This window comes from Megasphaera sp. An286, assembly GCF_002163455.1.
In the GTDB taxonomy this organism is placed as follows: Bacteria; Bacillota; Negativicutes; order Veillonellales; family Megasphaeraceae; genus Megasphaera; species Megasphaera stantonii.
Window position 1 is genome coordinate 61,253 of the sequence record NZ_NFIY01000001.1, and the last position, 15,326, is coordinate 76,578.

The window sequence follows — 15,326 nt, forward strand, 5'->3', positions numbered from 1 at the left end:
TCGAAGGGTGTTTTTTGCAAACGCCCCATGAGGAGGAAGACGATGAACGGAAAAAAGAAGGTTATACTCGCTGTTTTTTGCCTGCTGTGCGCTTCCTGTCTGCCTGTCGGGGCCGCCTCTGCCGACGGCAGTCCCGCCCAGTCTGAACCTGCCCTTACGGCAGTCCAGAGTCGTGCCGGCGCTGCAGAGCAGACTACGGCGGCAGGGGAAGGCGAAGAGGCTGATAAAAAAGACAAAAAGAAACCGATTTCCAACGGCAAGATATTGACCAAGGACGAAATCGGGGCGATGGATATTGCCGTTCCCAGCGTCCTGCACGCCGGCGATTTTCACGTCGGCGGCATACACTGCGGCGACAGCCTGCGCAAGGTCCGGAGCCTGTACGGCAGCCCGACGAAGTATGCCCGCAGCGCCCATTATACGACGATGCAGTATGACGGCAAGGATATTGCCATGCGGGTTCGCAGCCGCAACGACACGGCCGATATCCTGAAGGAAACGGGAGAAGAACGGGAAGGCGTCCGCATCGGCGTCGAGTCGGTGTTCCTGACCAGCGGGAAAGACGCCGTCTTCGGACGGGGCCTGCGCCTGAAAATGCCTGCCGAGGTACTGGTTCGCCAGATGGGGATTCCTTCCAATGTCTTGCGCGACGCCGACGCCAATATTTATTACTTTGTGTATGAAAATCCCGCCAGGGACGGAGCCATGATTTTTGCCGTCGCCAATCGGAAAATCGAGCGGGTGGCCCTCATGCCGCCGCGTCCGCCCTACAGCCGCGGCGAAGCCCTGCCGGCCCAGAATAAATGGTCGGAACGGGATTTTACGCTCATGGGATTCAGCCTGAACCAGCCCTTCCAGGCCAATAAGTACAACATGTGGAATAACCTGGTCAAACGGGACAGCAACAATTTCTGGCTCTACGGCGATTACGGCGTCGAAGTAGACCGCCGGAACATGGTGCAGAAGGTCTTTCTGCTGACTAACAACGCCTATACGAGCCGCGGCGCGACGCTGGGCTATCATATTTCGACGGTATTGTCCCTGTACGGACGGCCCGACCGGGTCGAAGTTGGGCCGGAAGCGGAGAAATCCGTCGACGCCTATTACTACGACAGCCCTTTCCAGAAGGGCGTTTCCCTGGTCTTCGTCGTCAACCACGCCAGCCGCTATGTGGAAGATGTGCTGCTGATCAGCGCGCCTATTCAGAATCTGCAGGATCCCATGGCCCGTTACGGCCTGCAGTCCTGACGGCGGCGCGGGACGATTCTTCAAGTATATACAAATAAAATAGCAAAAATGCTTTACTTATATGACTGACATCCAGTATAATAAATATAACTAATACTAGCAGATGAAGGTGATTTTCATGGTTACAGATGCAGATGTTTTAAAACGGTGGAAGTACATTGCTCAGGAAGATGAAAAGCTGCTTATCCTTATCGGCGGTCCCGGCTCTGGCAAGAGCAAGCTCATCCGTGAACTGACGTTCCAGGATGGCTGGAAGATTTGCGAAGCCCGCGAGCTCTTCGACGACGAATTCTTGGAAATTCCTCGGGCCGACCGTCCGGAAAAAGCTATTTCCCTCATTTCGACGGCGATTCACCGCCTCAACGCCCGCGTTGTCATGATCGATAACGTCGAATTCCTGTTCGCCCCGATTTTGAACCTCAATCCAGTTCAGATGCTGAAGGATTTGAGCAAGGAATGCCCGATTATCGTCAGCTGGCGCGGCAGCTTGGAAGGCAATACGTTGTATTTCGAACACAACGGCGATCCCAAGTATGCTAAATTTACAATCGAAGATCCGAAACATGTAATGTCCCTCGACTGATTTCCCCGTACGTGCGTAAAACGCCGCAGAGCCTGTTGATTCTGCGGCGTTTTATTTTGCTCTTTTTTTCTCCTGTACGTCATGGTATAATGACAAAAGCGTTTGTTTGATTTCAATAAAAGGAGCAGATAACGATGGGTGACTATATGATTGCCGTCATCTTGGGGATCGTCGAAGGGGTAACGGAATACCTGCCTATTTCTTCGACGGGCCACATGATTCTCGTCGGCGACTGGCTGGGATTTACGGGGCCGAGGGCCAGCGTATTTGAAGTATTTATTCAGCTCGGCGCTATTTTGTCGGTTCTGGTGATTTATAAAGAAAAATTTATCCGCATGCTGCGGCAGTACCGCTGCTGGGATATGCTGCGCCCGCAGAATTGGCGGCGCAACGATACGGGGCTGACGCTGGCTCACGTGGGAGCGGGCATCGTGCCGGTCATGATCATCGGCTACTTTGCCCATGGAGTGATCAAAACGTATCTCTTTTCCGTCGGCACCGTCATTATCGGCCTGGTTATCGGCGGCGTGTTCATGCTGCTGGCCGAACGGGCGAAGATACGCGTGTTGTGCGACGATGTGGAAAAGATGACCATCTTGCAGGCATTTTTAGTCGGCGCCTTTCAGATGTTCGCCTTGTGGCCCGGCTTTTCCCGCTCCGGCTCGACCATTGCCGGCGGCTTATTTCTGGGGCTGAGCCGGAAGGCAGCAGCAGATTTTTCCTTTATCATTGCCGTGCCGGTCATGATCATCGCCTGCTTTTACGATTTGCTGAAGAGCTGGTCCGTATTGGACAGCGGCGATTTGGTCATGATTGCCATCGGCTTTGTGACGGCCTTTATCGTAGCGTATATTTCCGTATTGTGGTTCCTGAAATTTCTCAATAAATCGACCCTTACGTCCTTTGCCTGCTACCGGTTTTTAGTCGCCGTCGTATCGTTTGTGTATTTCTTCATCTTGAAATAGAAAAAGCGCCGCAAGGCGCTTTTTTTGCAGTTATGCCTGCGGCGATGAAAGGACGGCGAAGCTGCGGGAAATATCGGCGATAAAGGGCTGCGGATCCGTTCCTTCCGGCAGGTCGCGGAGGATGCTTTCCAATATGTTTGGGAAAAAGAGGTTGACGCCCTGCATGTATACGTAATAATAATACTGCAGTCCGTCGTCGCCTTTTAAAATCATCGGCGCCAGCTCGTCGTTTACGGTGAAGGCTAGGTCGTAAAAATCGAGCAGCTCTTGCTTGAAGCGGTCTAAATGGAGCTCGTTTTTCCCGTAGTCCTCCAGAAGATGGGAGCCCATATCGGCCAGAGCCTTCGGAAGGCCCGCCGCTTTTTCCGGCATTTCCGCGCCGTTGTCTTCCAGGACGTGATGGAGCGTATGAAGGGCGCCGACAAGGGATTCACAGAAAAAATTAAAGGTCAGCAAACCGTCCGAACCGGTCAAGCCGGTAAAGGTATATGTTGTCATGATAGATGTTTCCTCCTGGGCAGGTTAATTTAAACGGCTTCCGTGGATGTCCAAAGGAGCGAGTCCGGAGAAGTCTCGTTGTATTTGCTCTATAAATTGCTGTAGTTTTTGACTTTCCGGCAGGTCCATGAGCAGGCTTTGCAGCATGACCGGCAGGAAGTGCTTGAGGCCTTGGACGAATACTTGGCTGTAATAGACGGCTTCGAGGGGCGCGTCGGACAGATCGTCTTCCAGGTCGCTGCAAAGAGAAAAGGCCAGGTCGTAGAAGGCCAGTATGTTTTCTCTGAACCGGCCTAATTGCAGGCAGTCTGCATGATAGTCGTCCCGCAGGTCGGCGCTGATATCTTCCAGCATGTCGAACAGCTCGTCTGCGTCGTCGGCGGGAATGCAGAGATGGTTTTCCTCCATGACGTCCAGGTAATCAGACAGGGTATCGGCCAACGATTTGCTGAAGAATTCGAAGGTCCACAAGGCTTCGTCGCTCAGCATTCCGCTGAATGTATATTTGTCTTTATGGTATACTCCTTTTTTCATGAAGCTCCTCCTTTTTCATTGTATCGGTGCAAGTGTATTATACCATAATTTGCAGAAAATGAATTGAGTCGAGGCCAAGAATATGATACCATTGGTACGTAGTAAAAAATGGAAAAAGGTCTTATCGGAGGGAATACCTATGGCAAAGCATAAAAAGATACAATTAAAGAAGCGCTCCGGCCCGGCAGCCCGCATCCACCGCGGCTTGTCCATGCCCGTCGGCCCGGGCAGCGACAGCAGTACGCTGAGCTTCCGCAGCTTGGCGGAGCTGAAGGCGAAGTATTTCGTCTTCACAGGCCGCCTGCCGCGCCGTTCCTTTATCATGAGGACGCTGGTCCTCATGTTTGCCCAGCTCATGTTTTCGGCTATTTTATACAGCCGCTTCGCCGAAGCCGTGCTGATCAACCGCATGGATTACGCTGCGGTGTTCGGCATCATCTTCGTGCTGCTTTCTATACCGGTCATCTGGTCGCAGCTGTCCTTAGGTGTTCGCCGCTGTCACGATATGAACAAGCAGGGAGCCTTGTTTATCATTCCCTTTGCCTGTTATCTGGCCAGCTATGTCCTGCCGATTGCCGGTATGGATACGGCGGCGACGGCGGCCCAGTCGATCATGGCCGTATCCTATTTGGGCTTTTTTACCGTGAAGGGGACGTCCGGCGACAACGCCTACGGACCGGAACGGGCTCGTTAGGGGGATGAGACAATGACTTTGGATCATGGAATCGCAGGCGATACGTATATCGTGGAAGCCCTGCATCTGCCGCAGAACATGGAACGGCGCCTTCAGGCGCTGGGAATGATCAAGGGAACGAAGGTGTCGGTTCTCAACAATAAAAACGCCGGCACGATGATCATCCAGATGCGCAGTACGCGCCTGGCCCTCGGCAAGGGGATTTCATCACATATTGAAGTAAGGAGTTGAATCGTATGAAAGCGGAAGTGCAAGGACAAACGGATCCGCTTCGTACCGTGAGCAGTATGGAACAGAAACCGTCAGAAATGACCGTCGCCTTTATCGGCAATCCGAATTGCGGAAAGACGACGTTGTTTAACGCCTATACGGGAGCTAATTTGAAAGTGGCGAACTGGCCTGGCGTTACTGTAGAAAAAGTAGAGGGGGCCATCGATTCCCACGGCGTCCATATCCATCTGGTCGACTTGCCGGGGACGTACAGCCTGACGTCTTATACGATGGAAGAGCAGGTTTCCCGTAATTTTATTTTAAGCGACCAGGTCGACGTCATCGTCGACGTCGTAGACGCGTCGGCGCTGGAGCGGAATCTGTATCTGACGCTGCAGCTTCTGGAGTTAGGCAAGCCCGTCGTCGTCGCCCTGAACATGATGGATATCGTAGAAAAGCGGGGAATGGAAATCGACCTGCACCGCCTGCCGGAAATGCTGGGCGTACCGGTCATCCCCGTGTCGGCCCTGAAGCGGCGAGGCCTGAGCGTGCTGCTGCACGCAGCGGTCCACCATCGCGGCCATGTGCGGCCGGACAGGCTGATCCACAACCATTCCGATGAGACGAAGCACCGCCACAACCATCACGACGAATTTGCCATGGTGTACAGCGACGCCCTGGAGGACAAAATCGACGCGGTGCGAAGCATGCTGCACGAACGGTATCCTGATATTTATAACCATCGCTGGCATGCCTTGAAGCTGCTGGAAATGGACCCGGAAGTGACGAAGAATTTTCCCGTCGATGATCCGGCCCATGTCATAGACCGCAGCTATGAAACGGACATCATCAACGAAAAATATAATTTTATAGAGGAAATCATACAGGAAGTCGTCGTCAACCGGGCGGCCCGGGCGGCGGCGACGGACTATGCCGACAAGATACTGACGAGCAACTGGCTCAGTATCCCCGTGTTCCTCTGCATCATGGCCGTCGTCTTCTTCCTGACCTTCTTCATTGGCGATATGCTGAAGGAGTATTTTGAAGAAGCGATAGACTTCTTGTCGCAGGGCGCAGGGGCTATTCTGGCCGCGGCCGGAGCGGGCGACATGGTCGTCTCCCTGGTGTGCGACGGCATCATTGCCGGCGTCGGCGGCATCTTGACGTTTTTGCCGAATATTTGTATTTTGTTCTTTGCCCTGGCCCTGTTGGAAGACAGCGGCTACATGTCCCGCGTAGCCTATATTATGAACGATATTATGAATAAGATGGGATTGTCGGGGCGGGCCTTTATTCCGATGATACTGGGCTTTGGCTGCAGCGTGCCGGCTATTATGGCTTCAAGGGCTCTGGAAAATAAGGAGGACCGGTATCGGACGATGCTGGTTACGCCGTTCATGTCATGCAGTGCCAGACTGCCTATCTACATTTTATTTTCCGGCATGTTTTTTCCGAACCATGCCATGCTGGCGGCCTACTCCATGTACATCATCGGCATCGTCGTCGCCCTGGTATCGCTGCTGGCGATCAATGTGATGCGCAAAGACACGTCGGACAACGCGCTGCTCATCGAGCTGCCCGAATACAAGCGGCCCAGCAGCCGGACTGTGGCAATTTACGTATGGGAGAAGGTAAAGGATTACCTCAGCCGCGCCGGCACGATTATCTTCGCCGCGTCTATTATCATGTGGTTTATTTTGAACTTTGGCCCAAGCGGATACGGCGATATGGCCAACAGCTTCGGCGCTTTGATCGGCCGGGGCCTGACGCCCTTTTTCGCTCCGATCGGGCTGGGATATTGGCAGATTACGGTGGCTCTCATCGCCGGAATTTCGGCGAAGGAAGTCGTCGTATCGAGCTTCGCCGTATTATTTGACGGCCTGAATATCAACTCGACGGCCGCCCTGGCCGCCTTGGCGGCGACGCTGGGACAGAGCGGGTTTACAGCCCTCAACGGCTACTGCATGATGCTGTTTTCCCTGCTGTACGTTCCCTGCGCGGCTACGATTGCCACGATACATGCGGAATCGAAGAGCTGGAAATGGACGGCTTTTTCCGTGGCCTTTCAGATTTTTGTCGCCTGGATTATTACCTTCGCCGTATATCAGGTTGGCAGCCTGGTCGGTTAGGTTTACCTTTTGCCGTGTGTTGCAGTTTTACAATTCTGGCGAAACACTGTATAATATTCGGGAATATATTTTTATTGAGGAGATAGGTCATGAGCATACCTATGATAAAGCTGGACCATATGAGCCATGCGTATCAAGATGAAGAAGGCAAGACGGTCTACGCCGTAAAAGATATATCCTTGACGATCGAACCGGGAGAATTTGTCGCCGTCATCGGCACGAACGGCTCAGGCAAGTCGACGCTGGCGAAGCACTTCAACGTGCTGCTGACGCCGACGGACGGCGCGTGCGAAGTATGCGGGCTGCGGACGGACGACCCCGACAATGTGTGGGATATACGGCAGGAGGTAGGCATGGTTTTCCAAAATCCGGACAACCAGATCGTTGCCGCCGTCGTAGAAGAGGACGTAGCCTTTGGACCGGAAAATCTGGGCGTGCCGTCAGAGGAAATCAAGCAGCGCGTCAGCGATGCCCTGAAACGGGTCAATATGACGATTTACGCTAAACACGGCCCCCATCTTTTGAGCGGCGGGCAGAAGCAGCGCATAGCCATTGCCGGTATTTTGGCGATGCAGTCCCACTGCATCGTGCTGGACGAACCGACGGCGATGCTGGACCCCGTCGGCCGGCGCGAAGTCATGGAGACGATCCGCCAGCTCAACGCCGAAGGCATTACGGTCATTATTATTACGCACTTCATGGAAGAGGCGGTGCAGGCCGACCGGGTCGTCATCGTCAATCAGGGCGAGGTCAAAATGGACGGCGCGCCGCGCAGCGTTTTCAGCCACGTCGACGAGCTGAAAGCCATGGGTCTCGACGTTCCCGTAGCGGCCGAAATCGCCGCGCGTCTGCGGGAAAAAGGAATTGACCTGCCCGGTGATATTATTACCAAAGAAGAACTAGGAGAAGCGTTATGTCGATTAAGTTAGATCAGGTGACCTATACCTACGGCGTAGGCTCGCCTTTTGAACGGACGGCGCTACATGAAACGTCCGTAGAAATTCACGAAGGCGAATTCGTCGGCATCATCGGCCATACGGGGTCGGGCAAGTCGACCTTCGTCCAGCTGCTGAACGGGCTGATTCATCCGACGAGGGGCGTCGTGACTGTAGACGGTACGGATATTTCGAAAAAGACGAAGGAAGTCATGGCTATCCGCCATAAAGTAGGCATGGTGTTTCAGTATCCGGAATATCAGTTGTTTGAAGAAACGATTGCCAAGGACATCGCCTTCGGGCCGCGGAATTTTGGCCTGAGCGAAGACGAAATCGAAGAGCGGGTACGGGAAGCGATGGAATTCGTCGGCCTCGATTACGACACCTATGCCGACCGCTCTCCCTTCCGGCTGAGCGGGGGACAAATGCGGCGCGTCGCCATTGCCGGCGTTATCGCCATCCATCCGAAGTACCTCATTCTCGACGAACCGTCCGCCGGGCTGGACCCTGTCGGCCGCCGGGAAATCTTTTCTGAAATACAGCGCTGGCACAAGAAAAAAAATATTACTGTCATTTTAGTATCTCATAATATGGAAGATATTTCCCAGATGGCAACGCGGCTGCTCGTCTTGTCGCACGGCAATATCGTCCTCGACGGCGAACCTCTCGATATCTTTTCCCATCGGCAGCAGACCCTTCATGATGCCGGCGTGTCCGTGCCGCCCGTTACGGAAGTACTGCAGTATTTGCAGTCCAAAGGCTTCGATATCAGCGACAGGGTTCACAGCGTCGACGAAGGAGTCGCCGCCGTATACGACTGCATAAGGAGGATGAACCATGCTCACTGATATTACGCTGGGTCAGTATTTTCCCGGCACGTCCTTCCTGCATAAGCTGGACCCGCGGGCTAAAATCCTGGGGACCCTCATTTTTATCGTCGCCATCTTTTTTGCCGACTCCCTGGCGTCGTACGGCGTCGTGACGGCCTTTGTCGTATTGAACTTCGCCATATCCCGCCTGCCGATTAAATTGATCGCCAAGTCGCTGAAGCCGCTGTGGATTATCATCCTCTTTACCATGAGCATCCACGTCTTTTCCACTCCGGGGGAAGTGCTCTGGCAGTACGGCATTCTTCATATTACGCGGGAAGGCGTGTATCAGGGCTGCCTGATGACGGCCCGCCTCGTCTACTTAATCGTCTTTTCTTCCCTTCTTACGTATACGACGTCGCCTATCGTCCTGACTGACGGCATCGAGCATTTGCTGAACCCTTTCAAGCGCGTCGGCGTGCCGGCCCATGAGCTGGCCATGATGATGACCATTGCCCTGCGCTTCATTCCGACGCTGCTGGAAGAAACGGACCGCATCATGAAAGCCCAGACGGCCCGCGGCGCCAATTTTACCAGCGGCAGCCTGTGGCAGCGGGGGAAGAACATGATACCCCTGCTGGTGCCGCTGTTCGTCAGCGCCTTTCGCCGCGCCGAAGATCTGGCGACAGCGATGGAAGCGCGCTGCTATCGCGGCGGCGAAGGGCGGACGCGGATGAACGAGCTGGCCTATACGTACCGCGACGCCGTGGCGATGGCGGCCGTCCTCGTCGTCACCTTCGTATTGGCTGCGATGCGGTGGCTCCTATGAAAAAAAATATTCGCCTGATTATCGCATACGACGGCACGGATTTTCATGGATTTCAGCGACAAACCAACGCCGCGTCCATACAATTATGCGTCGAGCAGGCCTTGTCGGCAATTTTCCAGTCGCCCATTACGATTTACGGCGCAGCCCGTACCGATGCCGGCGTCCATGCCCGCGGGCAGGTCGTCAACTTTTACGGCGAAGGGACGATTCCGACCGAGAAGATTCCCTATGCCATGAAAGGGTATTTGCCCCGGGAAATCGCCGTGCTGTCGGCAGAGGAAATGCCCGATGCCTTCAGCGTACGTCACGACAATAAGGGAAAGCATTACTGCTATTCTATCGTGAACCGCCTCATGCACGACCCCTTTCAGCTGCGGTACTCCTGGTTTATCCGCAAACCCCTGGATCGGCAGGCGATGAAGGCCGGCGCAGAGATCTTGTTGGGAACCCATGATTTTTCTGCCTTTGAAGGGCAGAATACGACGCCGATGAATCCCGTTAAAACGATGTACGCCATCGACCTGGAAGAGCAGGGGCATTTGCTGCGCATCCACGTCGTAGGCGACGGATTTTTGTATCATATGGTGCGAAACATCGCCGGCGGCCTCGTCGATTTAGGCCTCCACCGGCTGACGCCTGACGAGTTCCGGCGCATCCTGGAAGGAAAGGACCGGACGAAGCTGGGCGCGACGGCTCCGGCTCAAGGCCTTTGCCTAGAAGAGGTGTTTTACAGCGAGGAACGGCTGCAGTCCGTGCTGACACAGTTAAAAGCGCAGCGTATATAACCTATGTCCGCAATTAACAGTCGGACATAGGTTTTCAACATATAACAGAGAGGAGAGAGGCTGGCGGATATGGCACAGCATATTGAAATCATTGAACCCGACGCGCGGGGACGGATTCGCAAGATAGGCTTTGTTCACTTCATGTCTATTTCTACCTTTGCCGCGTCAATGGGGTACTGCGGCATGTGCTTCGGTTGGCGCATGGCTCATCAGCTGTGGGGCGCGCCGGCCTGGATCGGAGAATTTTTCGGCGCCTGCGCCTTGGTGCTCTACGTGCTGATTTTCATCCGATATTTTCATAAGCTGCGCGTCGATGCGGCGGCAGTCCGGGCGGAATGGAACAGCCCGACGAGGGTAAATTTTTTTGGCACGTTCAACGTTTCAACTGTATTGCTGGCGGCTGTGCTGGCACCGTATCATCATGGACTTGCCAGCTTTTTTTGGTATGCCGGATTGTTCATCATCATGGTGTTCAGCTGGATTTTGCTGAAACACTGGCTGTATGACCGTCAGAGTGTCGATTCGGTTACGCCGGCGTGGCTTTTGGCCGTGCTGGGGCCGATTACGATTCCCATTGCCGGCAACATCCTGCAGAATCCGGGCTATCATGATATTTCTGTATTCTGCGTGGCTATAGGCTTAGTGACAGGAATTCCCGTTATCGCTCTTTTATTTGCCCACAGCGTGTTTGGCAAGACATTGTCTGATGCGGCCCAGCCGAGCCTTATGATACTCATGGCACCCTTTGGCATGGGGTATATTACCTATTCCCAGACTTTTAGCCCTGATAATTTTACTGCTTTGTTCATTAATGCGGGCATTTTCATTTTTTTCCCTGTAGCGGCTAAGGTGCTGCACGTCATGCGGACATCACCCTTTCGCATGGGATGGTGGGCCAGCAGCTTCCCTACGATGGCCTTCGCTAACGGCCTTCTTCACTACAGCGTAGACCATCCGGCTTTATGGACGCAAGCATTGGCAATCTTTCTACTGCTGTTTGGTACAACGTTGATATTATATTTGTCTTTTAAAACGCTGTGGGCGGCAATTCATAAGACCTTGTGGAAATTATATTAACAAATAGATATAGCGTATAAACTCGGCAGGAGCAGCGGTTTCCTGCCGAGTTTTTTGTAGGCTCTTCCGGTTAAATTTGCAACTTCGACTTACTAGGGGGGAATCTGCATATAAAAAATAGCCAACTATGGATAGATATCCAGTGTTGACTATTATTTGCACATATGTGAAAGACAACGAATGGCTATATATCAAACAATAGGTGCAGCAGTGTGAAAGGCTGGTCGATCAGAGCTTCAGAAAGAAATTGAAGTCTTCCTATTTAAGGGATAAAATTAAAATACCCACTCAAAATTTAACTTAAAATAAATTTTATCATATTTTTAAAATTTTTCTTCCCTATCTGGTTTTAAGGCATATTTATTCCTATATTTTAAAGGAGAAAATCCATAGCTTTCCCGAAATTTTTGAATAAAATAGCTGAGCTGATTATAGCCTACAGTTTCGCTGTTTCGCTGATTTCGGAAATCGGTTTATCCGTATGGAGAATCATGTCTTTTGCGATATAAAGGCGATATTTGTTTAAAAATTTAACTGGAGACATATGAGTGTATTTTTTGAATAACAGGGAAATCCGGCTATTATTTGTCATAATTTGCGCCGCTATCTGCTGTAATGTCAACGGCTCCGCGTAATGTTCATATATATAATTTAATGCGTTATGAAACATTTCTATTTCTTCGTAGTTTGGCGGAGAGTCTTTGGGATTATGATCTCTGAGAACATTTTCGAAGATTTGCGAAAGAAAATTCATAATCAAAAAATAGCTGGAAGGCGATTTTGTCCAGTCCAAGAAACGCTTTAAGGTATCTGACTGGTAAGGTTTTAACGGCAGCAGAATATAGGAAAATCCCTTACTCTCTAGAAAGGGCACAATGTAATGTTTTAAAATCATTGGATGAAAGACCTCCAGGCTAAAATTGATGCAGAGGGTTTTCGCATCCTGCCGTATGGTTTTTGAGCTGTGCATAAGCTGGCTATTGACTAATAAAAGTTTGTCGTCAGAAAGATGGAAGCTGTCTCCATTCACGCAGTATTCCAATGTTCCTTCATATACCCATGTTATTTGAAGCTGGTCGTGCCAATGAAAAGGAATATGGTCGCCTTTGGTGTGAATATAAGTTTGCGTATACATGGAAATATGAAATTCATCAGAAAAGAACTGCAGTTGTTCTTTTAGGTCTTTCTTGTTCATCAAAATTACGCCGTCGATATTTCCGCTGCTGGATTTTGGTAAAGATTCATTCATTATTTTTCACCTGCATTCTGGGTTAAAAAATGATCCATGTTACTGAAAGTATAGCATAATTTTAGTAATAGCAAGGTGAAAAACATAAAAATGTGATAAAAACAAATTAAAATCTGATAGAATTATTTGGAATGTATATGATACACTTATGTCATAACAAAAGGGAAAAATATTACAGAATAACAGGAGGTATATTACTATGAGTGTACGAATGATCCCTTTTTCTTCCGATAAAAAGGCAGGAATATGCGACGCCTTATTTTCGGTACAAGAAGCAGAAAAAGCAGTTGCCTTTCACAGGAGTTTACACGGGTATGAAGCTACTCCTTTGAGGCATTTGAAAAATCTATCCAAAGTATTGAATATATCAGGACTATATGTCAAGGATGAAAGCAGGCGCTTTGGTCTCAATGCTTTCAAAGGCCTGGGAGGGAGTTATGCCTTGGCTAAAGTAATGGCAGAAAAGACGGGAATGGGGCTAGAAGATGTTTCAAAGGTGCCGGCAGGTACGTTTACGTTTGTAACTGCGACGGATGGAAATCATGGAAGAGGCGTTGCTTGGGCTGCAAAAAATCTGTCTCAGAAAGCAGTTGTATATATGCCGAAAGGTTCTGCTAGAGAACGATTGGAGAACATACGCAGGCAAGGAGCGGAAGCGGAGATTACAGATTTAAATTATGATAACACAGTACGTTTTGCAAGCGAGCAGGCACAAAAGAATGGGTGGATACTTGTGCAGGATACCGCGTGGGAAGGCTATGAAAAAATTCCTACTTGGATTATGCAGGGATACATGACGATGGCTTGGGAAGCTGTTCAGCAGATGGGCGACAACATACCGACGCATATTTTTCTCCAAGCTGGCGTAGGTGCGATGGCGGGCGCAGTAACTGGATTTTTTAGCAATTATTATGGAGAAAAGGCCCCAAAAATTATCATTGTAGAACCGGATAAAGCAAATTGTTTATTCAAAACTGCCAATGCGAACGACGGAACACTCCATAAAGTGGATGGAGATCTGGATTCTATTATGGCTGGCCTCTGTTGTGGCGAAGTTTGTACGGTGGGTTGGGAAATACTGAAGCATCGTGTAGATTATTTCTTCTCTTGCCCTGACTACGTAGCCGCTGACGGCATGAGAGTTTTGGGGAATCCTTTAGCAGGAGATGAAAGAATTATTTCAGGAGAAAGCGGAGCGGTTACATCCGGACTTGTATATAATCTGATGAATGATCCAAAACTCGAAAGCTTCCGGAAAGAATTGGGGCTGGGACAGGATTCCGTCGTGCTGTGCCTCTGCACGGAAGGAGATACCGATAAGGAAAACTATCGGCATATTGTATGGGACGGATGGTATCGTAACGAAAATACAGAACGTAATGTGTAGAAAGGAGGACGCGCCATGTCGTTTATAATTGCATTTAACAATTTTATGTGGGGCGGAGTGCTGGCAGTGATTCTGCTCGGTACAGGTTTGTTGTATACGATCACGTTAAAGGTACCGCAGATTCGGTGCGCAAAGCATATTGCAGCTTCGCTGAAAAGTACGTTGCGGTCTGACGACGGATCTGTTTCTGGTTTTGCCGCCCTCTGCGGCGCAGTCGGCGGCCAGGTAGGAACAGGGAGCCTTGTCGGCGTAGCCAGCGCTTTGGTAGCCGGCGGCCCGGGAGCATTATTCTGGATGTGGATTACGGCAGTCTTTGGCATGGTTTTAAGCTTTAGTGAAGCAACCTTAGGGCAACTGTTCCATGAAAAAGATAAGAACGGCAACTTCTACGGCGGTGCGCCCTACTACATGACCAAAGGCTTAGGGTGCAGGCCACTCGCAATAGCTTACGCGCTTACAACGGTGTTTGCAATCGGTATCTGCATTGCTATGCTCCAAAATAATTCCATCGCAGCTTCCGTGATAGGGGTAGCAGATATTCCTGCGTGGCTTCCCGGCATTATCGTGACGGCTGTGGCGGCTGTCATTATATTAGGCGGGGTAAAGAGAATTACGGATGCCGCTTCGCTAATCGTTCCCTTTATGGCGGTAGGGTATCTGGCAATTACAGTGATTATTGTCGTTACACATATTACCGAAGTACCGGCGATGTTTGAAACTATTTTGCAATCGGCGTTTTCAATGGAAGCAGCAGGCGGCGGGGCCGTTGGATATACTATTAAGGAAGCTGTGAGAAACGGCGTTGCCAGAGGGCTGTTCTCTAACGACGCAGGTAACGGCGCCGCCGCGTTTATGCATGCCTCCGCCAAGGTACTGCATCCGGCGAACCAAGGATTTTCCGCCATGTTTGGTACCTTCTTGACGACGATTGTAATCTGTACATGTACTGGGTTTGCCATTCTTCTGACAGGGGGACTGGGCACAGGGCAGGACGGCGTGAATCTGGTACAGCTCGCATTTGCTGATATACTTGGAGCCTTTGGAAGCTATTTCGTCGTATTAGTTACATTCTTGTTCTGTTTTACTACGTTGCTTGCAGATTTGTTTTACGGGGAAGTGGGCATCCGTTATCTGTTTAAAGGAAAAGGGGATTCCGTTAACGGTGTGGTAAGAGGATACCAGGTGCTTGCCCTAATTTTGGTAATGGTAGGAGCTGTTCTTCCGTTAACGACTCTTTGGAACCTCGTTGATTTCAGCGTAGCGTTTTTGGTATTTTTCAACGTATAACACGTTATTAAGAATGAGAAAATATGTCCAGTACGTATTAAAAGACTATACGATGCAGGTTGCAAAGGGAAAACAGCCCGTATGGGACTATGCAGTTGATATTAAAG

The 15,326-nt window shown here is 50.8% G+C and carries 16 protein-coding genes; 13 read left to right on the top strand and 3 right to left on the bottom strand.

What is annotated here, in order from left to right; genetic code table 11:
• Positions 1-42: 42 nt before the first annotated feature.
• The 3 genes from B5F80_RS00240 (at position 43) to B5F80_RS00250 (ending at position 2,796) form a co-directional block, all read left to right on the top strand.
• Positions 43-1,248 (top strand): hypothetical protein, encoded by a 1,206-nt coding sequence (locus B5F80_RS00240; protein ID WP_087476804.1) that lies wholly within the window; start codon positions 43-45, stop codon positions 1,246-1,248.
• Between the two features lie 118 nt (positions 1,249-1,366).
• Entirely contained in the window at positions 1,367-1,831 is a 465-nt protein-coding gene (gene brxF / locus B5F80_RS00245; RefSeq protein ID WP_087476805.1) for a BREX-3 system P-loop-containing protein BrxF, read from the top strand.
• A gap of 134 nt (positions 1,832-1,965) precedes the next feature.
• On the top strand, positions 1,966-2,796 hold the full coding sequence (locus tag B5F80_RS00250) for an undecaprenyl-diphosphate phosphatase (protein ID WP_087476806.1): 831 nt from the start codon (positions 1,966-1,968) through the stop codon (positions 2,794-2,796).
• Between the two features lie 30 nt (positions 2,797-2,826).
• On the opposite strand, the gene B5F80_RS00255 is transcribed toward B5F80_RS00250, so the two are convergent.
• Both B5F80_RS00255 and B5F80_RS00260 read right to left on the bottom strand, forming a co-directional pair.
• The gene (locus B5F80_RS00255; protein ID WP_087476807.1) at positions 2,827-3,294 is read right to left on the bottom strand and encodes a hypothetical protein; all 468 of its coding nucleotides are present in this window, start codon (positions 3,292-3,294) and stop codon (positions 2,827-2,829) included.
• 24 nt (positions 3,295-3,318) lie between these two features.
• A complete protein-coding gene (locus tag B5F80_RS00260; RefSeq protein WP_087476808.1) occupies positions 3,319-3,828 on the bottom strand; it encodes a hypothetical protein in 510 nt (169 codons plus the stop codon).
• A gap of 139 nt (positions 3,829-3,967) precedes the next feature.
• Between B5F80_RS00260 and B5F80_RS00265 the strand changes: the two genes are divergently transcribed.
• From B5F80_RS00265 to B5F80_RS00300, 8 genes are all read left to right on the top strand, one after another.
• On the top strand, positions 3,968-4,522 hold the full coding sequence (locus tag B5F80_RS00265) for a DUF805 domain-containing protein (protein WP_087476809.1): 555 nt from the start codon (positions 3,968-3,970) through the stop codon (positions 4,520-4,522).
• A 12-nt stretch (positions 4,523-4,534) separates the two neighbouring features.
• Positions 4,535-4,753: a FeoA family protein gene (locus B5F80_RS00270; protein WP_087476810.1), complete on the top strand. Its 219-nt coding sequence runs from the start codon at positions 4,535-4,537 to the stop codon at positions 4,751-4,753.
• Between the two features lie 5 nt (positions 4,754-4,758).
• Positions 4,759-6,861 carry a ferrous iron transport protein B gene (feoB, locus tag B5F80_RS00275; protein WP_087476811.1) on the top strand — a complete coding sequence of 701 codons (2,103 nt, stop codon included), beginning with the start codon at positions 4,759-4,761 and terminating at the stop codon, positions 6,859-6,861.
• Between the two features lie 89 nt (positions 6,862-6,950).
• Positions 6,951-7,790 carry an energy-coupling factor transporter ATPase gene (locus tag B5F80_RS00280; protein WP_087476812.1) on the top strand — a complete coding sequence of 280 codons (840 nt, stop codon included), beginning with the start codon at positions 6,951-6,953 and terminating at the stop codon, positions 7,788-7,790.
• Positions 7,775-8,644, top strand: coding sequence for an energy-coupling factor transporter ATPase (locus B5F80_RS00285; RefSeq protein WP_087476813.1), 870 nt, complete (start codon positions 7,775-7,777; stop codon positions 8,642-8,644). The genes B5F80_RS00280 and B5F80_RS00285 overlap by 16 nt, the downstream gene beginning before the upstream one ends.
• Entirely contained in the window at positions 8,634-9,434 is an 801-nt protein-coding gene (locus B5F80_RS00290) for an energy-coupling factor transporter transmembrane component T (RefSeq protein WP_087476814.1), read from the top strand. The genes B5F80_RS00285 and B5F80_RS00290 overlap by 11 nt, the downstream gene beginning before the upstream one ends.
• On the top strand, positions 9,431-10,219 hold the full coding sequence (gene truA, locus B5F80_RS00295; RefSeq protein ID WP_087476815.1) for a tRNA pseudouridine(38-40) synthase TruA: 789 nt from the start codon (positions 9,431-9,433) through the stop codon (positions 10,217-10,219). Before B5F80_RS00290 ends, truA begins: the two co-directional genes overlap by 4 nt.
• A gap of 69 nt (positions 10,220-10,288) precedes the next feature.
• The gene (locus tag B5F80_RS00300) at positions 10,289-11,296 is read left to right on the top strand and encodes a C4-dicarboxylate ABC transporter (protein ID WP_087476816.1); all 1,008 of its coding nucleotides are present in this window, start codon (positions 10,289-10,291) and stop codon (positions 11,294-11,296) included.
• Between the two features lie 436 nt (positions 11,297-11,732).
• Here the strand turns inward: B5F80_RS00300 and B5F80_RS00305 are convergent, their stop codons facing one another.
• Complete coding sequence (locus B5F80_RS00305; protein WP_087476817.1) at positions 11,733-12,545, bottom strand: AraC family ligand binding domain-containing protein; 813 nt, start codon at positions 12,543-12,545, stop codon at positions 11,733-11,735.
• A 199-nt stretch (positions 12,546-12,744) separates the two neighbouring features.
• Between B5F80_RS00305 and dpaL the strand changes: the two genes are divergently transcribed.
• Positions 12,745-13,932: a diaminopropionate ammonia-lyase gene (gene dpaL / locus B5F80_RS00310; protein WP_087476818.1), complete on the top strand. Its 1,188-nt coding sequence runs from the start codon at positions 12,745-12,747 to the stop codon at positions 13,930-13,932.
• A gap of 15 nt (positions 13,933-13,947) precedes the next feature.
• Positions 13,948-15,219, top strand: a complete 1,272-nt coding sequence (locus B5F80_RS00315) for an alanine/glycine:cation symporter family protein (RefSeq protein ID WP_204246299.1) — start codon at positions 13,948-13,950, stop codon at positions 15,217-15,219.
• Positions 15,220-15,326: the final 107 nt, after the last annotated feature.